22 protein-coding genes are annotated in these 24,035 nt (G+C 41.1%); 9 read left to right on the top strand and 13 right to left on the bottom strand.

Translation table 11 applies throughout. The features are described from left to right. Positions 1 to 43: 43 nt before the first annotated feature. Positions 44 to 1,654, bottom strand: coding sequence for a DUF6377 domain-containing protein (locus tag SNE26_RS07050; RefSeq protein ID WP_321558656.1), 1,611 nt, complete (start codon positions 1,652 to 1,654; stop codon positions 44 to 46). 481 nt (positions 1,655 to 2,135) lie between these two features. Here SNE26_RS07050 and SNE26_RS07045 point away from each other — a divergent pair, with 481 nt between their 5' ends. Both SNE26_RS07045 and SNE26_RS07040 read left to right on the top strand, forming a co-directional pair. Then, positions 2,136 to 2,732 carry a hypothetical protein gene (locus SNE26_RS07045; protein WP_321558655.1) on the top strand — a complete coding sequence of 199 codons (597 nt, stop codon included), beginning with the start codon at positions 2,136 to 2,138 and terminating at the stop codon, positions 2,730 to 2,732. A 174-nt stretch (positions 2,733 to 2,906) separates the two neighbouring features. Continuing rightward, a complete protein-coding gene (locus SNE26_RS07040; protein ID WP_321558654.1) occupies positions 2,907 to 3,323 on the top strand; it encodes an RNA-binding protein in 417 nt (138 codons plus the stop codon). Between the two features lie 79 nt (positions 3,324 to 3,402). On the opposite strand, the gene SNE26_RS07035 is transcribed toward SNE26_RS07040, so the two are convergent. Together SNE26_RS07035 and SNE26_RS07030 are read right to left on the bottom strand one after the other, a co-directional pair. Next, positions 3,403 to 5,139 carry a phospho-sugar mutase gene (locus SNE26_RS07035; protein WP_321558653.1) on the bottom strand — a complete coding sequence of 579 codons (1,737 nt, stop codon included), beginning with the start codon at positions 5,137 to 5,139 and terminating at the stop codon, positions 3,403 to 3,405. 639 nt (positions 5,140 to 5,778) lie between these two features. After that, positions 5,779 to 6,150, bottom strand: a complete 372-nt coding sequence (locus SNE26_RS07030; protein ID WP_321558652.1) for a hypothetical protein — start codon at positions 6,148 to 6,150, stop codon at positions 5,779 to 5,781. 157 nt (positions 6,151 to 6,307) lie between these two features. On the opposite strand from SNE26_RS07030, the gene SNE26_RS07025 reads away from it, so the two are divergent. After that, positions 6,308 to 6,481, top strand: coding sequence for a hypothetical protein (locus tag SNE26_RS07025; RefSeq protein ID WP_321558651.1), 174 nt, complete (start codon positions 6,308 to 6,310; stop codon positions 6,479 to 6,481). Between the two features lie 34 nt (positions 6,482 to 6,515). Further along, positions 6,516 to 7,583: a hypothetical protein gene (locus SNE26_RS07020; RefSeq protein ID WP_321558650.1), complete on the top strand. Its 1,068-nt coding sequence runs from the start codon at positions 6,516 to 6,518 to the stop codon at positions 7,581 to 7,583. On the opposite strand, the gene SNE26_RS07015 is transcribed toward SNE26_RS07020, so the two are convergent. The 3 genes from SNE26_RS07015 to SNE26_RS07005 all read right to left on the bottom strand — a co-directional run bounded on the left by SNE26_RS07015 (position 7,565) and on the right by SNE26_RS07005 (position 9,056). Then, on the bottom strand, positions 7,565 to 7,888 hold the full coding sequence (locus SNE26_RS07015; RefSeq protein WP_321558649.1) for an HTH domain-containing protein: 324 nt from the start codon (positions 7,886 to 7,888) through the stop codon (positions 7,565 to 7,567). The genes SNE26_RS07020 and SNE26_RS07015 overlap by 19 nt on opposite strands. Positions 7,889 to 7,993: 105 nt before the next feature. Then, the gene (locus SNE26_RS07010; RefSeq protein WP_321558648.1) at positions 7,994 to 8,569 is read right to left on the bottom strand and encodes a dihydrofolate reductase family protein; all 576 of its coding nucleotides are present in this window, start codon (positions 8,567 to 8,569) and stop codon (positions 7,994 to 7,996) included. A gap of 64 nt (positions 8,570 to 8,633) precedes the next feature. Continuing rightward, positions 8,634 to 9,056 (bottom strand): DoxX family protein, encoded by a 423-nt coding sequence (locus SNE26_RS07005; protein ID WP_321558647.1) that lies wholly within the window; start codon positions 9,054 to 9,056, stop codon positions 8,634 to 8,636. 158 nt (positions 9,057 to 9,214) lie between these two features. Here SNE26_RS07005 and SNE26_RS07000 point away from each other — a divergent pair, with 158 nt between their 5' ends. Both SNE26_RS07000 and SNE26_RS06995 read left to right on the top strand, forming a co-directional pair. Beyond that, positions 9,215 to 10,195, top strand: a complete 981-nt coding sequence (locus SNE26_RS07000) for a helix-turn-helix domain-containing protein (RefSeq protein WP_321558646.1) — start codon at positions 9,215 to 9,217, stop codon at positions 10,193 to 10,195. Between the two features lie 231 nt (positions 10,196 to 10,426). Continuing rightward, positions 10,427 to 11,821, top strand: a complete 1,395-nt coding sequence (locus SNE26_RS06995; protein WP_090525492.1) for an arginine decarboxylase — start codon at positions 10,427 to 10,429, stop codon at positions 11,819 to 11,821. Positions 11,822 to 11,875: 54 nt separating this feature from the next. Here the strand turns inward: SNE26_RS06995 and SNE26_RS06990 are convergent, their stop codons facing one another. The 7 genes from SNE26_RS06990 to SNE26_RS06960 all read right to left on the bottom strand — a co-directional run bounded on the left by SNE26_RS06990 (position 11,876) and on the right by SNE26_RS06960 (position 22,429). Then, positions 11,876 to 12,109, bottom strand: coding sequence for a hypothetical protein (locus SNE26_RS06990; protein ID WP_321558645.1), 234 nt, complete (start codon positions 12,107 to 12,109; stop codon positions 11,876 to 11,878). A gap of 17 nt (positions 12,110 to 12,126) precedes the next feature. Further along, entirely contained in the window at positions 12,127 to 12,528 is a 402-nt protein-coding gene (locus tag SNE26_RS06985) for a hypothetical protein (protein WP_321558644.1), read from the bottom strand. A gap of 262 nt (positions 12,529 to 12,790) precedes the next feature. Beyond that, positions 12,791 to 13,807 (bottom strand): type IX secretion system membrane protein PorP/SprF, encoded by a 1,017-nt coding sequence (locus SNE26_RS06980; protein WP_321558643.1) that lies wholly within the window; start codon positions 13,805 to 13,807, stop codon positions 12,791 to 12,793. Positions 13,808 to 13,809: 2 nt separating this feature from the next. Then, complete coding sequence (locus SNE26_RS06975; protein ID WP_321558642.1) at positions 13,810 to 17,346, bottom strand: PKD domain-containing protein; 3,537 nt, start codon at positions 17,344 to 17,346, stop codon at positions 13,810 to 13,812. A 421-nt stretch (positions 17,347 to 17,767) separates the two neighbouring features. Next, on the bottom strand, positions 17,768 to 18,472 hold the full coding sequence (locus SNE26_RS06970; RefSeq protein WP_321558641.1) for an NUDIX domain-containing protein: 705 nt from the start codon (positions 18,470 to 18,472) through the stop codon (positions 17,768 to 17,770). Between the two features lie 408 nt (positions 18,473 to 18,880). After that, on the bottom strand, positions 18,881 to 20,641 hold the full coding sequence (locus SNE26_RS06965; protein WP_321558640.1) for an ABC transporter ATP-binding protein: 1,761 nt from the start codon (positions 20,639 to 20,641) through the stop codon (positions 18,881 to 18,883). A 33-nt stretch (positions 20,642 to 20,674) separates the two neighbouring features. After that, entirely contained in the window at positions 20,675 to 22,429 is a 1,755-nt protein-coding gene (locus tag SNE26_RS06960; RefSeq protein WP_321558639.1) for an ABC transporter ATP-binding protein, read from the bottom strand. 248 nt (positions 22,430 to 22,677) lie between these two features. Between SNE26_RS06960 and SNE26_RS06955 the strand changes: the two genes are divergently transcribed. The 3 genes from SNE26_RS06955 to SNE26_RS06945 are packed head-to-tail and all read left to right on the top strand — an operon-like array spanning position 22,678 to position 23,937. Further along, positions 22,678 to 23,310, top strand: a complete 633-nt coding sequence (locus SNE26_RS06955; RefSeq protein WP_321558638.1) for a MarR family winged helix-turn-helix transcriptional regulator — start codon at positions 22,678 to 22,680, stop codon at positions 23,308 to 23,310. A 28-nt stretch (positions 23,311 to 23,338) separates the two neighbouring features. Next, the gene (locus tag SNE26_RS06950) at positions 23,339 to 23,563 is read left to right on the top strand and encodes a hypothetical protein (RefSeq protein ID WP_321558637.1); all 225 of its coding nucleotides are present in this window, start codon (positions 23,339 to 23,341) and stop codon (positions 23,561 to 23,563) included. Then, complete coding sequence (locus tag SNE26_RS06945; protein ID WP_321558636.1) at positions 23,500 to 23,937, top strand: GNAT family protein; 438 nt, start codon at positions 23,500 to 23,502, stop codon at positions 23,935 to 23,937. The genes SNE26_RS06950 and SNE26_RS06945 overlap by 64 nt, the downstream gene beginning before the upstream one ends. The last annotated feature ends 98 nt before the right edge of the window (positions 23,938 to 24,035 follow it).

The following is a 24,035-nucleotide window of genomic DNA, read 5'->3' as shown; positions in this document are numbered from 1 at the left end:
TGGTAACCTTACAGGGTTTTTCAGGATGTATTTTCTTAAAAAATCAATCGTAGTCAAAAGCCCTGATATCCATAATCCGTTGTTCAAACTGATCCGGATGCAGCGATTTTGCCTTGATCCTCATTTTGTAAACGTAGATTGTATTAACAGAATACTCCAATATTTTGGCAATGGTTTCATTATCGGCAATACCCATCCTTATAAGTGCGAATATCCGGAGATCAGTATTTAATACTTCATCCTCATCGGGCCAAATCTGATCTTTCTCCGCAAACAGGCTGTTAAATACCGTAATAAAATCAGGGAAGATCTTCAAAAAAATATGATCAAAGCTGTAGTATAGGTTCTCTCTTTCCTTTTTAATATCAATATTATTTACAAAAGTATGAATGGCATCATACTTCTTCATCGAGAGCTTGGCATCAATGGAAATCTTCAAATTTTCGAGCTTAACTATGTATCCCGAAATAGCTTTAAAAAACTGCCCGATATATTCCTCCTTAATTTTTGCATCTTCAATCAGTTTCCCGTTTATGTGGTTTAACTGCACATTTTTTCCTTCAATTATGGCTTCTTTGATTTTCAGTTTTTTTAATTGCTTAACGATCATCACCAGGAAAAAGACTACCAGTAACGCAAGCGCGGTAATAATTAACAGGAATACCAGGAAACGATTTTTTTGATGCTCAGTGTTATTTAGCTCGGCCGCAGCTATTAATGGTAAAATTGCCCCTATTTGTATTTTACGCTGGCGGGCACCGTAAAAGTCGGCATCAGCTTTAGCCAATTGAATGAAACTGTAAGCATCTTTGATGTTACCCTGTTTATATAACAATTCGGCCAGCGTATAAAGCGCAACCGTTTCACGGGTTGATGATTTAATATCGGCTATTGCAGCCCTCATCATTAAATTAAGGCCTTCTTGCCGTTCATTATCTTCAAGACAGATAGCTCCCAATGAGCATGACACCATTGCCCGCAGGTGCATGGAAATTGGCATGTCCTTTTCCAGTAGTTTTTTAAACCTTATCCGCCCTTCCTTGTAATCCTTTTCCTGATAATCCTGCAAGCCAAGCAAATAAGTATGCATTATATGGTCGTTGCCGCAAAACGAAACTGCCGAATCAATATATTTATTACCGGCCTTAATATAATCAGGACTAAAATATTTGTCATTACTGTAGTTTGCCAGGTCATAATTGCATCTGGCTAAAAAAAAATAGTAATCAACCTTATCGGCATTGCTTAGGGCTTTCACATTTACTTTACGCAAATAATCAAATGTTTCGTTAAACATTCCTGACGAAAGGAGAATAAAAGCCATTCTCACATAACTATAATATTCCTTTGGCTTATTCCCTGTTACCTTGCTCAGCGATATCATTTTATCGACATAAACATAGGCCGAATCAAACTGATATGATTTATATTCGTTGTAAAGCTTGTCCCAGGTATCAAACCGCGCATCATAATTGGTTTGCGAAAGTTTTAACTGGTATGCCTTCAATTTTTGGATCCTTACCTCTTTACTGTTATCATATATATTTTTCTTTGCTATTTCATTCTTTAATTCTTCGAGTAAGGTATTAGTATCAGTTAGTGCATTTGCTGAAAGATTAATTAATGAAAAAAGCAAACAGAAGATGTATTTCATTTTTGTTATTAAGGTTTTAAAAATAGCGTACCTAACCCAATGATATCTAATCAAACACACAATTTCGGCAGGATCAAAATACTTATAAATTAATTAAACGGTAACTAACAAGGCTATCATTTTGGGACAATTGCGAACCTATCCCCGGTTTATCCTTCTCAAATATATGGATTTGCAGTATTGCTAATGCGTTTTAGTTTGTTTTTTAGTCATTAAGGATTACGCTGCATCAACCTGAAAAAGATTTGGATCATGAGGATTCGAACGGCAAGGCTTGCTTTTAACTTTTAATTAACAAAACCAGACAGTTTCATCAGTCTCTGCATCCTTTTCTATACAAGTAATATACAATCAATTAAAACAATTGCAATGATTTTAATTATATAAACTCATTATTTCAAAATTTAAATAAAAATTAATATAAATAAATTTTAAGGCAGGTATGGCATCGGGCTTGTTTTGGTATTGTAAACCCTGACTTATGAAAACATATCATGAAGCACTAAAAACAGGCGTCAAAACATTATTGATTGCAATAGCCTGCCTTTTACCATCGCTGGTTTTCTCTCAGTCTAAAACACCAGGATCGGTTGAATATTTAAAATTTTGCAACGGCATTAGCGGGCTGACACTCGGTGAGGATATCAGCCAGATTCCGGCCTATAAGCTTGCCTATTTAGATAATGATGATAAACCCGATGCAGACAGTTGTATACGTTATCAATATAAAGACAGCAGTTTATTAGTGCAGGGGGATAGTTTATTATTGGATGCAATAGGTTTTCGCACCTATAAAAACAAAATTGTAAATATTTATCTCTTTTTCAAGATGACTGACGCATATAAAATCCTCGGCGATTTCTTAAAAGCATATGGGCCGTTTACGGGGCGCCCGAATAATTATGCCGACATTTACAATTGGGATACAAGTGCGCTGAACCTGTCACTAAGATACCAGGTAAAAACCGAAATGGGAGTAGCTATATTTAGCAGTAAACACCTCGAAAGCGAAATTGCAGCAAACAAACCGGCAGTGATCCTCAAAGATGCATACCAGTCGTTCTCGGTTTTATATTGAGTCATTTACATTTATCAATGGGCACAAAACGCCCCTTTTATATCATTTGCAGCTTACAAAGACCGAATTATTAAAATAAACTTTGGTTTTAACCCGAAAACATCCTTTATTTAAAAAAAATCAAACGAAATTTGTATACGGTGGTTATCTATCATCTTTAATCTCAATTTATAAATGGTCAAATTATTTGTAGGCGGCTTTCCTCTGGAAATGACAGAGCTGGAACTTGTTAAAATGATAGGTCCGCATGGCGATGTGGAAACGATTAAAATTGTGCGTGACAAAAAAACAAGAATATGCAAGGGATATGCATTTCTTGAAATGAAGGATCGCACCGGTGCCGAGAACGCGGTGATAGCCTTAGACGGTACGCCTATTGCCGATCGGGTATTGAGTGTAAAAATAAACGACGACTTTGTTAAGAAAACCCCTCCGCCGCGCAAGTCATTTGGATACGGCAATAACAATAACAGGGGCAGCGGTGACAGGGCTAACAATACCCGAGGCTACAACAGCCAAAGCAATTACCGGAGCAATAATGATCAGTCACCTGCAGGTGACAGGCCAAGGCGCCCCAGAAAAACAATGTAATAAACACCCGCTAAATCACCCATAAAAAAATCCCGGCCGATTGAGATCTGGCCGGGATTTTTTTTATCATTATCAGTACCTAAACACCAAGGTCCTGCATAATTGAGGCAATCTTGGCATCAAGCTGTTTATCTGTTTCATTATAAACTTCTTTACTATCAAGTTTACCGTTCACACTGCAATAAAACTTAATTTTGGGCTCGGTACCTGACGGGCGGGCCGAAATGATACTTCCATCTTCGGTAATGAACTGTAAAACATCAGATGCCGGCAATTCAATTGGTTTGCTTGTATTGGTAGCCAAATCTGTTTCAATGCGCTTTTCATAATCCTTAAGTGTACTTACTTTTGAGCCGCCTAAAGTGGCCGGAGGATTGGTACGGAATTTCTCCATCATTTCCTTAATTTCTCCGGCACCGGTTTTACCTTTTTTAGTCAGGGAGATCAGCTTTTCCTTATAAAAACCATATTGTACATAAGTATCAATCAATGCTTCAAATAAGCTACTGCCTTTATCTTTGTAATAGGCGGTCATTTCGGCAATAAATGCGCTTGAAACTACAGCATCCTTATCCCTTACCAGTTCGCCTATCAGGTAACCGTAGCTTTCTTCGCCGCCGCCTATAAAGGTTTGTTTACCCTCAAAATGGGTCATTAGCTCACCGATATATTTAAAGCCTGTAAGCGTGTTATAGTAAGTAACATTTTTTGCCTCGGCTATACGCTCAATAAGGTTTGTGGTAACAATGGTTTTAACAATATACTCCTTACCTGTAAGCTTGCCTTTTTCTTCCCATGCACTCAGCAGATAATTGATCAGCATAGCGCCGGTTTGGTTACCATTAAGCAGGATAAACTCACCATCGGTATTTTTTACGGCGATACCTACACGGTCGGCGTCAGGGTCAGTAGCCAAAACCAGGTCGGCATCAGTTTCCTGTGCTTTTTTAAGGGCAAGGGTCAATGCTTCCTTTTCCTCGGGGTTTGGGTAAACCACTGTTGGGAAATTGCCATCGGGTGTAATTTGCTCCTCAACCAGGATCACATTTTCAAAACCAAAGCTTTTCAGGGCCTGCGGAACTAAAGTAATACCCGTACCGTGAATTGGAGAGTAAACTATTTTAAGATCTTTTTGACGGGCAATAGCATCGGGCGAAACAGAAAGTTCGGTGATCTTGCTCAGGTAAAGCTCGTCAATATCCTCTCCTATTTCTTCGATATTAGCATCAACGCGGTTAAATTTGATATCATCAATGCTGCTGATGGCGGCAACCTCGTCCATTACAGCTTTATCGTGCGGAGAAACAAACTGACCGCCGTCAGCTCCGTAGGCTTTGTAGCCGTTGTACTCTTTAGGATTGTGCGATGCGGTAAGCATTACACCGCTTTTGCAACCTAAATGGCGTACGGCAAACGAAAGCTCCGGTGTAGGGCGTAATGCCTTAAAAAAGTAAACGTAAATATCATTGGCCGAAAAAACCTCTGCGGTAATGGTCGAAAAGAAATCGGCGTTGTTACGACTGTCATGAGCAATAGCTACTTTGATTTTTTCGCCAGGATAGGTTTTCTTCAGGTAATTAGCTAATCCCTGTGTGGCGGCACCTATAGTATACTTGTTGATTCGATTTGAACCCGGCCCCATAATGCCGCGAAGGCCTCCTGTACCAAATTCCAGATCGCGATAAAATGAATCTGTTAGTTCAGTATAAGCCTTATCGTCAATTAACTTTTGAATTTCCTGCTTTACATCAGCATCATAATTTCCTTGAAGCCATGAGTTTGCTTTTTGAAGAATGGTGGGGTCTAATTCCTGCATAAGTGGTTGTATATTTTCAAATTATCTGGTTCGGTTTTGTTTCAAATATGGCAATAAACAGCCAAAACGGAACGCCTTAAAGTTAAATCATCTTTTTAAATATGCCAGCCCAATATGCAATAAGTTTTAAACTAAAATATACAACAAGAGCAGTGCCCGGCGAACGTTATGTGAACAAGATATAGATGTAAAAGTTTTATAAATTTTACAGCAGTACATAAACCCGATTTCTGATGATTAGCCTGATTTATTATGGCTATAACTGTAGGAAGTAAAATAAGGATGAAATAAGTAATATCTGTTAACCGACCTGCACAAAGCAAGCCGGCATTAACAGATGGATATATAAGAGTTGGTAATTGTATGCACAATTCAGCCTGTCAATAAACCCCTTATTTTTACTGTGGCTACCCTATCTATCCAGTTCGAGTATTACCTTTTTGGCATTATCATTCGCAGTATCGGGCTGTAGTGGCTTTTTAAATTCAATAGCGCCAACGGTTTATTACCCTCCTTATATAGGCTTCGCCAAGGCGGTCAAACACATTGCCCGGTTTTGGGAACAATTTGGTATTATATTCAAAAAGATAACGAGACTACAACCAACGTATTCATGTTACCTACCATAGGATATTAATTTTAGCCCTCCCGGTCATAGATAACCGCAAGTATAAAGGCGCATGACGCAAGCCCGGTATCTTTCAGGGCATTGGTTATTTTGCCAGCATCAAAATGACTGTTGATGAGTAACGGGATATGTATAGTTAAAATAAACACCCATATCATACACCCTAATAAAAAACATCCCAATTGGGCATATAGATTAACATAGATACTAACAGCAGCGGCCATAAGCGCAACTGCCGTAAGATATACCCAAAACAGGTGGAACGGGATCCAGCCGGGCACAAGCGTGGCCACAAAATCGGCATACATAAAATGCTGGATACCGAATATGAACATTACTGTGGCATAAATGTATGCGCTGATCCTGCTTAGTATTTGTTTCATTGTTGGTTAGGTTATGGTATATTTAGGTTTAATTTTCGAATTGCTCATAAAATTAGTTTGCCCGCAAGGCTATTGCAATTCACAGTTTGTACAAGTTGGTACAAGCCTGTACAAATAATATTTGAACTGATTTACCGGCTATTTTTGACCAATGGATATGCCTGCACAAGAGTTGCTTATTACCGAACTGATAAAACAATACGAAGCCTTCACCGGCTGGGGCGACAGCGGTAGCTGGAAGAACCAGGATTTTATAAACTTGAGCGAAAAGATAAGGGAGAAAACCGGTGCGTCCATAAGCCACGTTACGCTGAAGCGCATCTGGGGGTAAGGTTAAATATGATAGTCTGCCCAATACCTATACCATGGATACGCTGGTGCAGTTTTTGGGTTATGAAAACTTCAGGGTATTCAGTATGCAGTTTGTTCCTGCTGACAAACCGGTCACTCCCCCTCAACCGAAACCGCGGCCCGTAAAAAAACATTTCAGATCGATGCCTTATGCTTTGGGCGTTTTAACGCTGATGGGTATTTTATTGATTGTGATAATCGCCTCACGTACCGAGCATCCGAAACCACCCATAATACCCAAAGATTATACTTTTAGCAGTAAAAAGGTGATCACATCAGGACTGCCTAATTCGGTTGTATTTGATTTTGACGCAAGTAAATCTCCATATGATTCGGTAACTATTCAGCAATCATGGGACAGGCACCTGCGGGTTAACGTTTCCAAAAACGACCGTCAGCATACGTCCATTTATTACTTCCCCGATTTTTATTACGCTAAGCTCATTGTCGGCGGAAAAATTGTAAAACAGCATGAATTGTTTGTTAAATCAAACGGATGGCTGCCAATAGTTGAAAAGCAGCCCGTACCGGTTTATTATGAAAAAAAGGATGCCCTGACAGATGGCAAGCTTTCCCTATCGCCCGAAAAGATCAAAGAGCGGAATATTGCCATGCAGCCCACCCCGCCTTTTGTGGTTTATACCAACGTTACCGATTACGGCGAGATTTACAGCGATGATTTCACGTTTGAAACAGCCGTAAAAAACAGCTATCACGAGGGTGCAGCCGCTTGTCGTTTAAGCACCGTTTATATACTGTGTAAAGGCACAGCCATCTGGATTCCCCTAAGTGCCAAAGGCTGTGTATCTGATCTCGACATGTTTTTTGCGGGTTACGAGATATCGGGTAAAAAACATGATCTCTCAGCCTTTGGGGTAGACTTTGAAAAATACATACCGCTTAAAATTGAATCACACAATGGAAGGGCACAAATTTTTATTGATGATAAACCTGTTTACACAGTGAATAAAGGAATCAGCCGGGCTAAAATAATCGGGATTGTTTTCCGGTTCCAGGGTACGGGATCGGTAGATTATGTGCGGCTGAAAAATGGAAAGATAAACTATGACGATGAGTTTTGAGGATCATTATTTACCGCCCGCGGGATAATTGTTAACACCTCATTTTTTATGGCCGGCGGAATAACCAGCATCGGCTGAGAAACGATCTCACTTTTATTCCCCGGAGAAGGGCAGCTTGCAACTAAAACAAAACAGCCTTTTTCAGCTTCAAATGTTACCGTTATTTTTAGTTGCTTTAGGCCCTCAATATCCTGGTAGGCTGTACGGGTACTGATACGGAAATACGATTTCAGCAGGTCGATAGAAACCACATCCCTGGTTTGCAGAAGCACCAATACCCTGAGCAACCTGTCGGCTCTGTTCATAACGGATCACATTTTTACATACAAAGGTGTAACACCTTATTGACAACAGTATGTCAGCAATAAAAATGCGTTTTTAAACCGGTCGGTTTGATTCTGTTGCCTAAGTTAAATATGTGATTGATAAACCATCAAAATAACACCCGATGAAAAAACTTTCTTTAAAACCAGTTTTAAAGGCAAGTTACTTTTCAACCCCTTGAAAAGTGATTTACCACTGCCTAAAATCACCGGGTGGATCCAAAGCTGGTACTCATCAACCAAATTCACAGCCACCAGCTTTTTAACCACACTGATGCTTCCGTATGTAAGGATATCACGGCCATGTTGCTTTTTTAAATGCTCAACAGCCCTCTTTATATTTCCTTTGAGCAATAGCGAATTATTCCACCGTACGGAGGTCATTGTTGAGGATAGAACCACTTTTTGATAGTTGTTCATCATATCTGCATAGGCAATGTCCGTACGGGGAAAGTTCATGCACTTAGCCTGAAAGGGCCAGTAGGCGGCCATAGCCTGATATGTATTTTTACCCAATAGAATAGTATCGGCCCTGCAAAGGAGTTCTGTTGTCGTCTCGGCTATTTCATCCGTCCAGTATTGATAGTGCCAATCCAGGCCCTCATCCTCTGCCGCTACAAAACCATCCAGCGTAATATTTAAGGATACGATTAGTTTGCGCATGGTAATAAACAAAGCAAACCGGGTTTATTGATAAACCCGGTATTTAATAATTAAACTTATAACATTAAGCCAGCTCGGTATTTGCGGCAAGTTTGGTGTTGGTTAAGCCCAGTTCTTTTACCTGTTCATACTTTTTCCATAAATAGTAGGTAAAGAACATAACAAGCAGCATAACTACAGGCGGAATGAGCATGGCAACACCAGCCCCCACTGCTACCCATGATAAAAATGCACCGATAAAACTGATAGTAAAGCCAGAATAAGCCCATTCTTTAATAACCTGGTACCTGGTTTGTGCTATGGCCAGTACACCTGCTATTTTTGCCGATCCCATAATAACCATGAGGTAAAAGGGGTAACCAAGTTTAGCTAATGAATCTTTGCCAGCCTGCTGCATAGTGATCCCTCCGTAAGCATCGCCAAGCATAGCTAATAAAAAAAGTACAGTAAAGATCCAGTACAGGGTTTTAATTGTTTTTGGTTTCATGATGATATTGTTTTTGAGTGGTTACATATTTGTTAACGATACAAAGTTATCCCCGGGAATAAAACCGGGTAGCACGTAAAAAGGACTTGTTAAGGGGTTGTTTGCGACTTTAGTGTTCACTATCTTTATCCCAGATAACCAGTTATACGAATAATAAAATGAAACATGTTGCCATCCTGATACCCAATGAAGCTGTTTTAGCCAGTATAGTTGATGCCCGAACCATTTTTACAGGCGCCAACGATTTTTTACAATCGATGGGGAAGCAACCTGTTTTTGATGTACAGATGGTTGGACTTTCTAAAGAAGTTAAAGTGCATGGCGGCATGTTTTCGGTTCATACGGATATTTTATTAAACGAGCTGCCAAAAAGCGATATGGTGATCATCCCTGCCATAAGCGGTGATCTTCAAAACGCGGTAAACGTAAACCGGGATTTTGTACCGTGGATCATTAACCAGTACAACAACGGCGCTGAAATAGCAAGTCTATGCATCGGCTCATTTATATTGGCATCAACCGGGTTGTTAAACGGTAAAGAATGTTCCAGTCATTGGATTACAGCTGACGCGTTCAGAAATATGTTCCCGGAAGTGAAGCTGGTTGACGGACGTATTGTTACCGAGCAGCAGGGCTTATATTCAAGCGGAGGGGCCACCTCGTACTGGAGCTTGTTACTGTTGCTGATTGAAAAGTATGCCGGCCGGGATATAGCTATCATGGCTGCCAAGATCTATGCCCTGGAGATCGACCGGAAAAGTCAGTCGCCTTTTGCTATGTTCACGGGGCAAAAAAAGCACGAGGACAACCCTATTAAGCAAGCCCAGGAATACATAGAAAATAATGTTACTGAAAAAATTTCGGTTGAAGACCTGTCATCAATGTATGCCATTGGCCGCAGGCATTTTGAACGCCGGTTTAAAAAAGCCACCAACAATACCCCGGTTGAATATATACAACGCGTAAAAATCGAAGCAGCAAAAAAACAATTGGAAAGTACCCCAAAAAACATCAACGAGGTAATGTACGATGTTGGTTATACCGATGCCAAGGCATTCCGTACAGTCTTTAAAAAAATCACCGGGCTCTCGCCAATTGATTACCGTAATAAATATAACAAGGAGGCAGCGGTAGCGTAATTATGCGAGCTGAATCTTGCGCATCTATCAACACTCCGGATCACCTATATTACAGCTTCATTATTATCGAAAATATCTATTGATTACCAACCATTACCTGCTGTATTACAGCAGGTAATGGTTAATCGGCCTTTCATTGCAAAAACATTACATTCTGTCAATAAAATTAATCCTAACAAATAGCCAAATATTCCGTTTAAAAATTACATTTTTGCCCCAAAATTTTTAAGGATGCAGAGTTACCAGGAATTTCTTGACTTAAGTGTAGGCTTTCCACAGGATGGTTTTGAGATCATCGATGATGAACTATACTTTCAGGACCTAAATTTGATGGAGATGATTGAAACGTACGGAACTCCCCTACGCTTTACTTATCTGCCTATGATATCCAAGAAGATTCAGCAGGCCAAACTGCTGTTTCAACAGGCTATTATCAAAAACAATTATCGTGGCAGCTATAAATACTGCTATTGCACCAAGAGCTCGCATTTCAAGCATATTGTTGAAGAGGCCCTGAAAAACGAGATCCACCTGGAAACATCATCGGCATTTGACATGCCTATGATTGATGCGCTGGAGAAAAAAGGTACCGTAACAAAGGATATAACAGTAATATGTAACGGCTTTAAAACCTTTCAGTACAAAACGTATATTATTGATATGCTGCATGATGGTTTTAAAAACATCATCCCGGTATTAGATAATAAAGAAGAATTTAACCTTTACGACGACGAAATTGAGATGGACACCCCTTGTAACCTGGGTATCCGGATAGCAGCTGAAGAGCAGCCTGATTCTCAGTTTTACACTTCACGTTTAGGTGTGCGTATGGAAGATGTTATTGACTTTTATCATAACAAAATTGAGGATAACCCTAACTTCCAGGTTAAGTTATTGCATTTCTTCATCAACTCCGGTATCTCTGATACACCGTATTACTGGAACGAGCTTGAAAAATATGTAACCCTTTACTGCAAATTCAAAAAAGTAAACCCACACCTGGATACACTTGATATTGGCGGCGGTATGCCATTTAAAGACTCGCTGGTTTTCGATTTTGATTATGAATACATGATCAACGAAATTGTAAGCCGCATCAAAGAGATCTGTGCTGAGCATGACACCATGGAACCGGATATCATTACCGAATTCGGCAAGTATACTGTAGCCGAAGCTTCGGGTATCCTGTACAAGGTATTAGGCCGTAAACAACAAAACGACCGCGAACGCTGGCTGATGCTTGATGGCTCATTTATTACCAATCTGCCTGATGTGTGGGCACTGAATCAAAAATACATCTTGTTGCCGGTTAACAACTGGGATTCGGAATACGAACGTGTAAACCTTGGCGGTATCACCTGCGACGGGCAGGACTATTACAACCAGGAAGCGCATATGAACAGTGTATTTATGCCTAAAACCCGTAAGGTGCAATATTTGGGATTCTTTAATACCGGTGCTTACCAGGAGGTATTAAGCGGTTATGGCGGCATCCACCACTGCCTGTTGCCATCGCCCAAACATGTGATCATTCGCCGTAACAGGGACGAAACGTTTAACTTTGAGGTATTTGGAGAAGAACAAAACAGTAAGCAGGTATTAAAAATCCTGGGCTATACTACATAGTATATCTAATCATAACAGCATAAAAAAGGTGGCCATTTTGGTCACCTTTTTTGCTTAACGGCCTATTGTGCCATCTCCTACCCCCGCTCCTTCAACATTTGGATCCGGAAGATCGGCCAGGCTGCCATCCTCATGTAAAACTTTGAAGTGTTTTCTTTGAGGACCTCGTGTTTCAAGACAGGGATTGTTTCGGGCAGCATAGTTATAGCTGCCTGTCATGTTACTTTCCCTTGTCTCCTTAATATTATCCCGCCGGGAAGCAGGATAGTCATTTTTATAATCAATCATGATTATACCTCCTTTTATTAAATCCCTTCAGTTCCGGGTTCATGACCAACCATCCTTCCGGTGGTGCGTCCTTGCGGACGGCTCTCGAAATCGGTTTTAGCCGGGCCTACCGATGGAAATTCTTTTTTATTCGGCGGCGTTACGTCTGTTTGCTCACTGAATGATGTATCAGCACTTCTGTTGGGCTGATCAACCTCCGATTGACTATGGCTACCCACCTGTTCTTCTTCGGTTTTTTCTACCTCAGGGTTTTCATCATAGTCAACTATATCGTCTACTTCATCCAGATCATCATCGTCGCTTTCAAGATCACGGTTTGGATAGGCTTCACCACCATTTACAGAAAATGAATTGGTGTTGTTTTCAAAATTATCACGGTCATTATCCTGGTTTCCCCAGTTTTCATTATTGGTATTCATAGGTTTTAATTTTAGTTGTTATTAAATAAACCCATGAAACAATTGTATTGTTTTATTTTTTATCCTTTTAAGAAACTAAATATCGTAAATTAAAACTGCTACAGCTACAGTTGATTAGGAAATTATCAAAATGGTTTATAAGTGTTTACGCACAGCAGCATAATTGCATCTCCATAGGCCAAACCGAATTACAGAGCTTAATCCGGAATAATTTCGAACGGTACGACAATTTGTGCCAGTATACTAGAAACGCTTTTAAGAATTAAAAAGTATGCTGAGGACAAGTTACTTTATATCGATTATTAAGCAGGATGCCTAACACAATTTCATGTGAGCCATGGCTCACCGTGTTTAAGGCAGATGTTGTAAAATCATATGAATACCCGACATTAATAAGCGAGTTCAGGTTAAACCCTACTAACGCGGCGTATGAATCATTACGACGGTATGAACCCCCTATCCAGAATTTGTCTCTAAACGACATTTTCATGTTCACATCAAAAGTTACCGGAACAGGAGCTATAAATTTTAATAAGGCAGAAGGCATCAGCGTAATATCATCAGATACGAAAAGCTTAACGCCACCGGTCACAAAATAATGCGGCACGGTTTTATTTTGTACAGCTGTTGTAGATGTAGTCACATATAAATTTTGCGGCAGGATTTGTTGTACTGATGCACCAAAGAAATAATTTGACGAATATGCCCATACACCTACACCTAAGTCGGGTTTCCACTGTGAACCCGCGATGCCATTAATGGTCGGGTCGTTTTGATCAACATAGGTAAGTTTACTTTTATCTATAATATTATGACTTACCCCGGCAGATACCCCAACAGCTAAGTTTAAAGTTTCGGTAAGCCCAAGGTGGTAGGCATAAGTTGCATCAATATTGGTTTGTGTTATCGGGCCGGTTTTATCAGATACCACCATTAAACCCACCCCGTGGTGCGGTTCTGCAGCCATATAATTTTGTGTATATGACCTGCTTGACGGGTTTAGCCCTCCTCCTGCCGGAAACGCGGTAGCATCGCCCTGTAAAAACCTGTTACCTATAGGCGCGTTTACTGAAAAATAGGATGTTACAGGTGCTCCTTCAAGCCCTGTCCATTGGCTCCGGTAGCCCAGTTTTACATCGGTATAGTTTTCAATACCGCTTAACGCAGGGTTTAAAAGGTAATTATTAAATACGTATTGAGTGTACTGCGGTCGTTGCTGTGCTTTTGCCAGTTGAGTTGTTACAGCAATAATAAGTAGAGTATGTAAAATTCGCTTCATTTTTATCTGATAATGGTCACATTACCTGCAATAACCTCCCGGCCATTTTTGGGGTCAATAATATAATAATAAGTTCCGGGAGGCAAATATAAGCCTTTGTATTTCCCATCCCACGGTACACTATAACCAATTGACGAATATACCTTTTCTCCGAATCGGTTGTATACATCAACCTTATTATTTGGATAACTTTCTAAATATTTAACACTCCAAATGTCATTTATCCCATCTCCATTAGGCGTAAACACATTGGGAACTACTAAAAACTTTAAAACCTTTACCGATACAGTAGCCATAGCCTGGCATCCATGTGCCGATGTAACCACTACCTGGTAGGTTATATCCTGTGCCGGGCTTGCCACAGGATTAGCTACATCGTCATGATCAAGGCCTGTTGCCGGTGTCCATTTATAATTTAAGTTATTATCGTTCACTGTGGGTTTTAAAATGTGCTTTGTGCCTTCAAGCATGGTAAAATCCGGCCCTAATGAAACAAGAGGCGATGCATCTACCTTAACCTGTTGTATAACTGTATCAGCACAGGCATCCGCAGTTGTGTAGATGTACCTGATATCAAATATGCCTGCGCCGGAAACAGCCGGGTTAAACATACCATCCGCATTAATCCCTGTTCCTGAAAATACGCCTGAACCGGCAGGGCCATCAAGTTTTGGCAACATTTTTTTTGGTTCCGATTCGATGCAAAAAACAGGCGCCTGATCAAAGGTCACCATAGGCGATGCTTTTAAATTAACCGGGATTTCTGTAACATCAGAACATGATGTGCCTGAATACGCTACTGCCCGCAAGGTAACCAGGCGCGATCCCGTGGTAAACAAGGGATATTTATGTCGCAGTTGTTGTCCTGGTATCGGATGATCATAAACCACCATAGTTGATGGATCGTTGCTGTCATAAGTAACCTCAAGCCGGGTAATCTCCCCGAAATTAACCGATGACCGGTTTTCAAAAAACACTTCCTGAGCGCTGCATAAGCCTGCCAGATCCTTAATAATTACTGTAGCCTTTGGCTTACTGCCGTTAATTGTTAATGACTTTGAAGCCGATGTAAAAGAGCATCCGTTTTTTGAAGTAACCTTAAGTGTAACCTGGTAATTACCGGCCAAAAACTTGTGCCTGGGGTTTTTCTCGTGGGAAATATTCGGGTTAGCTGGTGTTGCTGCAGGATCGCCAAAATTCCACTCGTAGGTAAAATCTGCTTCTGTGGCATCAGCAATTGTGCTTTGATCAGTAAACAGAGCAAAGTCATCTTCACAAGCATCGGGCAATAAAAAATCAACTACTGGCACAGGATAAATGTTAACATGCAACGGGGCTATATTACTTGCGCAACCATTATCATTTGTGACGGTTAGTTTAACCAAATAATCTCCCGGTTTATTAAACGTGTGGTTAAACGGATTTTTGCTTGTAAGGGTTTCAACCGGTGTACCATCGCCAAAGTCCCATTGCCAGCTTGTGATACTTCCTCCGGCAGATGTTGAATTATCGGTAAAGGTAACGTCCTGCCCTGTACAGCCAGGTGTTGAGTAGCTAAAGGACGCAACAGGAGGCTTTGATATATGGATTTTTATTGGATCAGATGCAGCCCCGCATCCATTTTCATTGGTAACAAACAGGGTAACCGGGTAATCGCCGGGTTGGGCATATTTATGTACAGGGTTTTGCACTATATCAGCTAAGCCATCACCAAAGTCCCATCGCCATGTTTTAATTTGCCGTGTACCTGAGGTTGACTGATCGGTGAACTGAACATCGCCGCCAAAACAGGTATTTGAAAAATTGAACTTTACAACCGGCGGCACCGAGATATTAAAATCAAACTGCACGTCCTCATTTGATCCGCATTCATCCGCAATAGGGTTAAATACAGTTGCCACCACACTATAATCGCCATCGATATAGGTTTTATCTACCGGACATTCATAAGTATAAAGCACCTTCGAATCCTTTATGATTGAACCGGTTGGTATTGGGTTGTCTACAACAACAGCAGCACTGCCATCCTTAAAGTCCCAGCTTATTTTATTGGTTTGAAATGGCAACGTAAGCTGCAGTTTGTAATGTGTATCGGCGCAGCCATTGGCCTGTACCGACTTATCCAAAGGGTTTAATAATGCAATAAACTCATTCAGGTTTTTAAGGTTGGTGCCTGCAGCATAACCGTAGGATTCAGTTTTGCCAAACCCATAAGCAATTGCGTTGAACCCATCCGATGCTTTGATATTATGTACGCCTGCATTTACACTGATTTGTGCGTAGGAATAAATGCTGTTCGGCACCGGAGAAAACTGGGTATAAGATTCTCCGTCGAGCGAAAACGTTGGCACCGCAGCTGTTTTAATAATAACATTAATAAAATTATTCAGGATCCGATAGTTTCCGGTTGAGTTTAGTGTAACGTGATCAAGTGTTTGTTCAATCGGGGTTAGATATATCATTTCAGGATCGCCCGTATCACCTTGAATAAGCTGGCAGTTTAAACCTTCGCCCTGGGTTACTGCATATTGCGCTACCTGAATTGGTTTATCGGCAGCGATAACATTAGTTGCAGTTGATGTAAACTCGTAATACAAACCATTGTTCAGCCCTCCCTGTGGCGCTACGCCATTTACGGTAACCTTTGTATCGGGCGAGCTAAGTACTATTCTTAAAATATCGTAATTGCGCCCTTTTAATGGCGCAGTTATATAATTTTTACCCCACACTGCTAAAGGATAAACCTGCTGAAAGAGGTTATCTGATGAGCCTTTATCGCCCTGGCACCCAATGCTTATTTTTGAGCTACCCGAAAAAACAGCTATTTTTTTACAGGCCCCGGCAGTACTCACAATTGAACGGATACGGGTACCTGTAAGATCAGTAGCCGATAATCCCTGGTATACTTCGCCTTTTTTTAAATTTACGGTAAAGGGTTGGTTTGCAGGAATCCCGTTTAACAATGGTTGTGCGGGTGTTATTTCAACCGTGGTATTATCTTCTGTAGCTATTACTGCAAAGGTTGAATATGATGGCACGCCTTCAGTATTTTTTGTACCGTTGTTTGAGTTTGATATTTGTAGATAGTTAATGGAGAGGTAATCTTTACCGAGCGTGTTAACCGGCAGCAGAAGCGTTGCACCGGATACGTTCTCTGCAAAAATATGCGCGTAAACTGCGATAGGTTTCAACGATGTGATATGGATCCCCTTTAAAAACTGCCCCTGGCTCCCGATAAAAGCTCCGGGAGGGATATCTACCGTTAATATGTCCTTTGCCTTAACCTGGTAGGTGCTTGAAAAGCTACCATCTGCAACCTCAACAGTTACAGCAGTATTTACGTCGGCAGTTATGTAAAGCTCCATCTGGCTACCCCTGCCCAGCGCAGTAGGACTGCCGGCCGCGCCATCAATATGGTCGGTATATGCAGTATAAAATTCTGTACCCTGGTTTGATGAACCCTGCGCAGAAGCATAAACAGCAAAGCATAAGAAAGTAAACGTGAGGCTTAGCGACCGCAAAAAATTTATACTGCTCAAAAGTGTTTAGTTGAATTGGTTTTGATAGTATTAAACTAACACTTTAAAAGTACAAAAACCTTTAATTGATACGGTATGGTAATTATATAAAATTAACCATGCTGTTTAATTACCCGGTCAATTTCATAATTAGCTATGTTTAATTTACAGGTAAGGGCAAGGTCGTTTTCCCGCTGATCATAAACTTCAGGGGCATTTGGATGGTATATTTCAGATAGTTTTGTTGCTACGGTTTGGCAATGGTTTTGTGAACTATCCCCCTTAACAGCGTCAGCAACAATATCGCTATCTAAAAACCCGATCAGCAGGATCTTGATGTAAAAAAATTAACCCACAGGCTAAACATGGCAAACGCATCTGAATGGGGGTTAACACGACTTAACATCGTCACTAAAATATTAAAATGCATTTGCCCTGCATGCTAAAAAAACTTATCCGGGTTAGGCACCAGGTTCAGGAACGATTCAAAGTTTTCTTCGTAATGTGATTGATCAAGCTTGTAGTAAAACGCCCCTTTTTTTGATGACAGCTTATCCTTTTCAGGAAGCTTTACAAGCAAACCTGTTGAAAGCAGCTTACGGCTAAAGTTCCTGTCATCAAATTTGGTTTGATAAACACCTTCATAAAGTGCCTGCAATTGCGGAATCGTAAACTTTTCAGGGAGTAACTGGAATAATATCGGGTGAAGCGCGGCCTTGTAACGCAGCTGCCTTTTAGCCAGGCGCACCATTTCATTGTGGTCAAATATCAGGTCGGGCATTTCATCCAGCAAAAACCATTCGGGATGGTACTCTTCACTTAGCTGTGCCTCATACTTGTGGATATCGATAAGCGCGAAATAAGCAACGGAAAGCGTTCTTTCTACCGGGTCACGCTCTGGCTTACCAAATACCTGGAACTGCTCCATGTACACATTTTTAAGCCCGGTACGCAATTCAAGAACACGGTTTGCAGCATCTTCCGGTGATTCGGTTGGCTTTATAAAACCGCCTATCAGGCTCCACTTGTGTTTTTCGGGCTCAAGGCCACGCTGAACAAGCAATAACTTAATATTTGCCCCGTCGAATCCGAATATGATACAATCTGTTGCAACTAAAATGCGCGTTTCGCCGCTGTACTTATGCATAACTTAGGTTAAGTTTATATGCAATGGTAAAAATAATTTAGCAATTATTTAGTGTTGATCGGACAACTATTTTATAAGTTGGTGATTTATCAGCCCCAATTAAAAGGATTTATCAAATTGTGATAAAAAAACAGGCATTTTCTGACAGGCGAAGTGATCAAAAATCCGGTGGCCTCTGAATATGTGATGACAAAAAGCAGGCCTGTCCGTCTGAATAAATAAAACCCGAAGCCTCTGAAGGTATAATGACATTGCGTGGAGAGCTTGTTACCCCGATGCTGTCGAAGGGCCGCGCGTAAAAGCCCACCATGCTACGACAAGGCTACCCATAACAACTTAAAAAAAGCGTCAGGCCCCGGATTTTGCCTACTCAGCATGACATTCATTTTTTATCATGTTATGGGTAAATTAACTCACCCTTTTCCCCTGCAACAATAAATCCATAGCATCATCAAATGATCCTGCCCTGATCACCTCTCCTGAGTTTACGAAGAAAATCTCATCGGCATTTTCAATGGTATTTAGACGGTGCGCTATGATTACCCTTGTAGTAGTTTTAGGGAGGTTATCCAAAATATCGCTCAACAATTTTTCAGTAATGGTATCAATGTTGGCCGTAGCTTCATCCAATATCAAAATTTCGGGATTACGCAAAACAGCCCGCATAAAGGCAATCAATTGCTTTTGGCCTAAACTAATACTATCTCCACCTGACAGAACTTTGGTATCCAGTCCCTCTTCAAAAATTGCCAGCAGGCTGCCCAGGTTAACATCCCTGATCACCTGTTCCATTTCTTCGTTAGTATGATCTTCAAATAGCTCGTTGCCATAAAGGATATTATCCCTCACCGTGCCTGTAAAAAGGAACGGCTCCTGCAAAATAAAGCCTATTTTTCGGCTGCGTTCCTCCGCTGTGAAGCTCCTGATATCTTTCCCGCCAAGTAACACCAGGCCTTTAGTAGGGTCATACAAACGTGCTATTAGTGAAGCAGTTGTTGTTTTGCCGCCACCTGTGGGGCCAACTAAGGCATAGGTTTTGCCGCGTTCTAACTTAAAGCAGATATTATGGAGGATCTCCCGGCTTTCATCATAACTGAAATGCACATGCCTGAACTCTAATAAAGCAGCATCAGGTTCGCTAATGCCTGCCTGCAGTACCGGCAAATCTGTTTCAAGGGATAAGATCTGCGAGATCCTGTCCCAACCTGCCATTGCCAATTGAAAGTTTGTCCATAAGGCAGCTAATTGCCTTAACGGATTATAAAAGTTGGTAGCATATGACAGGTAACTAACCAGCAACCCGATAGAGAACATACCTTTACTGATCAGGTAGATACCAAAGCACAGCACGGTAAGCTGGGCCATGCTGGCAAATAAACCATATACCGGCACAAAAACGTTATTAGCCAAGCCCGATCCAATAGCAGTTTTATAGTTTTGATTGTTGGCGATATCGAAACGTTTCCTGAAATAATCGCGCCGGTTAAAAGCGATGATCACTTTAAAATTATTAATGCTCTCCTGGATCTCACCGCTCAATGCACCGGTACTTTTCAAATTCGCGGCATTTTTCCTTTTTATCCATGGTGATAATACCAGCGTTAAAAACAGGATGACCAACGCGGGAGATAAAGCAGCGGCCCCCAGTTCAATATTGATAGCCAGCAAAAAAATACCGGCGCCAATCATAATAGAGATATTGCCGATAAACTGCATCAGCGATTGGGAGAAGAATTGATTAAGCTTATCGGTATCGTTATTAACTCTCGATATCAGATCGCCGGCTTTGTTCTGATTAAAAAAGGCCACCGGCAACTGCTGTAACTTATTAAAGATAGAATTACGCAGGGTAAACAACATCCTTTGCCCCACCCCGCCCATTAGCGTGGTTTGCTTATAGCTGGTAAATAAAGCTACCAGGTACATACAAAATAAAATAGCTGCATTATGTAAAACCCCGCTAAAATCTTTGTGCTGCACATACTTGTCAATGGTATGGCCAATAATAAGCGGCCCAAGCAGGTTAAGTGTGGAGTTAACAAGGATGGCAAAAAAAGCAATAATGAGCGTACGCTTTTCGTGGGCTATAAGCTGGAACAGCTTTTTTAACCCGGCCAGCGTCGAGGTTTTCTGCTGATTTTTACCTAATTGGTTAAGATCGTAGTTCATTGTAATCAATATTTTTTAAGGTATCAATGTAATTTAGTGATTAACACCCTGTTCGTAATTGCTGGTACTTTGCTGTGAATTAAAGATCTGTACATAATCCGGGCTCGTTTTCATCAACTCATCATGCACACCGCTGGCTACTATTTCGCCCTGCATCAGCAAAATGATCTGGTCGTAATGTTCAACAGAAGCAATCTTTTGGGTTACCGATATCAGCGTTAAACCCGGATAGTTCTTTTGAATATTTGCCAGGATCTTTCTTTCTGTATTGTTATCAACCCTTGCAGTAAAATCATCAAGCAGCAAAACCTTTGGATTAACTGCAAGCGCCCGGGCCAGCATTATACGTTGTTTTTGTCCGCCCGAAAGGCTTGATCCCCGTTCAGATACTACGGTACTCAATTTATTGGGCAGGCCGTCTATAAACGTGCTTAACTCGGCCGTTTCAATAGCCTTTTGAAGCGATTCATCAGTTACCGTATCGCTGAAGGCTATATTTTCACGGATGCTCATGTTAAAGATGATACTGTCCTGGAAAACAAAGCCAACCTGCCTGTGAAAGGTCTCACTGTCGTATTCGGTAAGCGGTTTGCTATCAAACAGCACTTCGCCTGTAGTTGCACTAATCAAACCCGTAAGCAAGTACAATAACTGTGTTTTACCTGCGGATGTCGGCCCGATAATAGCGATCTTTGAACCCGCCTTAACTTTAAATGAGATGTTTTTTAGTGCCGATTTTTGCCCATAGGTTATGGTAACGTCCTTAAGTTCAACATCGCCGTGCAAAGTATCTTTCAGCGGACCGCCGTCGGTAACGTCAGGCGCGTTCAAAACCAGGCTGATCCTTGTAAACGAAGCCGTGGCCTGCGCTATCAGGTTGCTCATGAAACCTAAAATGAATATCGGGAATATCAATAACGACAGGTAGCTGTTAAAAGCCGCGAAACTGCCCAGGGTCATGCTGCCGCTGATCACGAAATGCCCGCCCATTACCAAAATGGTAAATGCAGCCATGTTAGCCGTAAACGTTACAATGGGAATGAGCCCGGCAAAAAAGCCAAGGATCTTTAAGCCGTAATCCTTCGCTTCAGTATTGGCAGCAAGGAATTTATTGTACTCCAGTTGCTGCGAGTTGATCACCCTGATAAGTGCCGCGCCAAGTATGCTCTCGTTAATTACCTTGTTAAGCTGATCGATAACGCCGCGGCTTTTCATAAACAAGGCACGCACGTTTTTCAAAACATAAAAAAACGTACCACCTATAATGGGAATAATGGTGATCACAACCAGCGCAAGTTTCCAGTTAATGGTAAGCAGCATCACACTGCAGCCAATAATGATAAACAAGGATGATACAATGGAGACCAAAGCTTGTGATACGAATAGTTTGATCGAATCGATATCCGAAGTAAGGTTGGTTAACAGTTTTGAAGGATTTGCCTGTTCGATAAAAGCATGGGTTTGGCGGGATATTTTGTCAGCCAGCTGCTGCCTGAGATCGCGCGCTACTTTTTCAGACGCATATATTTGAACAATTGCCTGTAAGCCTGCAAACAAAAATACTACAATCGTTGCTGTCAGGAATTTGACCATAACTTCGTTTATCACAAAATGGTGATTGGAGTAGGCATCGATACCATTAGCTATAATTTTAGGCAGCCAAAGGTTCATGGCATTGCCCAGTAAGGCAAATAACAACAAAAGTGCCACAAGCCCTTTATATGGTTTCAGCAAACTAAATACACCGGGAGGTTTACTGTTTGTTTTTTTTGTAGGATCAGGTTGCATAGTGATCTTTGATTTATAATTCTCATTTCGCGAATGTAAATCGCACCTTTATTAGGGTTGACGATTGAGGCCGAAAAACATTTTTATTTCAATCTAAAATTATTGAAATAAATCAGAACGGAACGTTAAGCCATTTTTATTTTCTATATATTTCAATTTCGACATAGTTTTACAAATATATTCCTATTCGGTAATAATTAAAACATTTTAGAAATAAGTTTATAATTTTACGTCCAAACCGGAATAAAATGAAACCGATAGTGCAATTAGTTGACGAGTGGGCTGCTTTTGAAGCAGTAAGTGAACAACCTACTGTAGAAGCATTTTGCAGATATTATCTGCAAAAACAACGCCCAAAGCCTAAACACCCCGACAAAAAAGGCGAGCGTATCATGAACGGCGCCTATTTACTTAAAATCCTCGGCCGTATTTTAAGTGCTTATTCGCTTTATTTCCGATCGGCAGTTAACCACATCGGCGTCCCTCCTGCCGAAAGTTTTTATTACCTGAATGGATTGCTTCATCTTGGTGAAGTAAGAAAAAGCGACCTGATCAATTATATGTTCGCCGAAACAACTACCGGCATGGACGTCATTAACCGGCTCATTCGTGAAAGTAAGATAGATGAACGCACCTCGCCCGATGACAAACGGGCTAAACTGATCAAGATAACAGAAAAAGGTATTGCGGCACTTGACGATTATTATAAGATCTCGGGCAAAGTGGTGGAAATGACTTTTAAAGGAGTTGATGACGATATTTTAACCGATTGTTATGAGATGCTTAAATATTGTGAGCAGCGGAACTCCACTGTTGCCATCGAACTAAAAAATAAACCTTTTGACCAGATGTATGAGCTTGCAATGGCCGATAAAGCTTAACTTTCATACCAGGCAATAACAATTAACGATGAGCACTGCATTTAATCCCGAAGCAACCTATGTTTTAGAAGATGACAGGGTACTATTACGCCCTTTACAGAAAATTGACCTTGACTACCTGCTCCCTTTTGCCATCAACGACCCGATACCTGGAATTATTCGCTCACAAGCGCTGCCGGCGAGGATGGAATGCGGGCTTACATCAAGGCAGCTGCTAATGGCCGTGCTACAGGTAAGGAATATCCTTTTATAATTTTTGATAAAGAGTGCGGCGAGTATGCAGGCAGTACCCGTTTCTATGATATTCAGCCTGCCTATCAAACCCTGCAGTTAGGGTATACCTGGTTTGGCGAAAAATTCAGAGGAAGCGGGCTCAACAAACATTGTAAGTTTTTGCTGCTGCAATTTGCCTTTGATACACTTGGAATGGAACGCGTGGAATTCAGGGCAGATGCCCGCAATCAGCGAAGTATAGCTGCCATGAAAAGCATCGGCTGTACAGTTGAAGGCGTTTTGCGAAATCATACGCCTCTTGCCGATGGCAGCCGCCGCGACTCGATTGTGCTGAGTATTTTAAAAGACGAATGGGAAAATAAGATACGGGACGATTTGAAAAGCCGTCTTTAAACTCAATGTCAGTTAAAAGTAAAGATGGCATAATACTTGGACATTCAATGACCGGGCGTGGTAACAACCCCGGCTTTTTTGTATCTATACCATAAAAA

The sequence above is a fragment of the Mucilaginibacter sp. cycad4 genome, assembly GCF_034263275.1.
In the GTDB taxonomy this organism is placed as follows: domain Bacteria; phylum Bacteroidota; class Bacteroidia; order Sphingobacteriales; family Sphingobacteriaceae; genus Mucilaginibacter.
This window is presented reverse-complemented; position numbering and strand designations above follow the sequence as displayed.

Excerpts from the sequence above, each read along its gene's own strand:
- SNE26_RS06955 (WP_321558638.1), top strand. The coding sequence starts at position 22,678 with ATGAAACCGATAGTGCAATTAGTTGACGAGTGGGCTGCTTTTGAAGCA.
- SNE26_RS07005 (WP_321558647.1), bottom strand. The coding sequence starts at position 9,056 with ATGAAACCAAAAACAATTAAAACCCTGTACTGGATCTTTACTGTACTT.
- SNE26_RS06960 (WP_321558639.1), bottom strand. The coding sequence starts at position 22,429 with ATGCAACCTGATCCTACAAAAAAAACAAACAGTAAACCTCCCGGTGTA.
- SNE26_RS06970 (WP_321558641.1), bottom strand. The coding sequence starts at position 18,472 with ATGCATAAGTACAGCGGCGAAACGCGCATTTTAGTTGCAACAGATTGT.
- SNE26_RS07015 (WP_321558649.1), bottom strand. The coding sequence starts at position 7,888 with ATGAACAGAGCCGACAGGTTGCTCAGGGTATTGGTGCTTCTGCAAACC.
- SNE26_RS06995 (WP_090525492.1), top strand. The coding sequence starts at position 10,427 with ATGCAGAGTTACCAGGAATTTCTTGACTTAAGTGTAGGCTTTCCACAG.
- SNE26_RS07030 (WP_321558652.1), bottom strand. The coding sequence starts at position 6,150 with ATGAAACAAATACTAAGCAGGATCAGCGCATACATTTATGCCACAGTA.
- SNE26_RS07025 (WP_321558651.1), top strand. The coding sequence starts at position 6,308 with ATGCCTGCACAAGAGTTGCTTATTACCGAACTGATAAAACAATACGAA.
- SNE26_RS06965 (WP_321558640.1), bottom strand. The coding sequence starts at position 20,641 with ATGAACTACGATCTTAACCAATTAGGTAAAAATCAGCAGAAAACCTCG.
- SNE26_RS06945 (WP_321558636.1), top strand. The coding sequence starts at position 23,500 with ATGCGGGCTTACATCAAGGCAGCTGCTAATGGCCGTGCTACAGGTAAG.
- SNE26_RS07000 (WP_321558646.1), top strand. The coding sequence starts at position 9,215 with ATGAAACATGTTGCCATCCTGATACCCAATGAAGCTGTTTTAGCCAGT.
- SNE26_RS07020 (WP_321558650.1), top strand. The coding sequence starts at position 6,516 with ATGGATACGCTGGTGCAGTTTTTGGGTTATGAAAACTTCAGGGTATTC.
- SNE26_RS07045 (WP_321558655.1), top strand. The coding sequence starts at position 2,136 with ATGAAAACATATCATGAAGCACTAAAAACAGGCGTCAAAACATTATTG.
- SNE26_RS06990 (WP_321558645.1), bottom strand. The coding sequence starts at position 12,109 with ATGATTGATTATAAAAATGACTATCCTGCTTCCCGGCGGGATAATATT.
- SNE26_RS06980 (WP_321558643.1), bottom strand. The coding sequence starts at position 13,807 with ATGAAGCGAATTTTACATACTCTACTTATTATTGCTGTAACAACTCAA.
- SNE26_RS07050 (WP_321558656.1), bottom strand. The coding sequence starts at position 1,654 with ATGAAATACATCTTCTGTTTGCTTTTTTCATTAATTAATCTTTCAGCA.
- SNE26_RS07035 (WP_321558653.1), bottom strand. The coding sequence starts at position 5,139 with ATGCAGGAATTAGACCCCACCATTCTTCAAAAAGCAAACTCATGGCTT.
- SNE26_RS06985 (WP_321558644.1), bottom strand. The coding sequence starts at position 12,528 with ATGAATACCAATAATGAAAACTGGGGAAACCAGGATAATGACCGTGAT.
- SNE26_RS07040 (WP_321558654.1), top strand. The coding sequence starts at position 2,907 with ATGGTCAAATTATTTGTAGGCGGCTTTCCTCTGGAAATGACAGAGCTG.
- SNE26_RS06950 (WP_321558637.1), top strand. The coding sequence starts at position 23,339 with ATGAGCACTGCATTTAATCCCGAAGCAACCTATGTTTTAGAAGATGAC.
- SNE26_RS07010 (WP_321558648.1), bottom strand. The coding sequence starts at position 8,569 with ATGCGCAAACTAATCGTATCCTTAAATATTACGCTGGATGGTTTTGTA.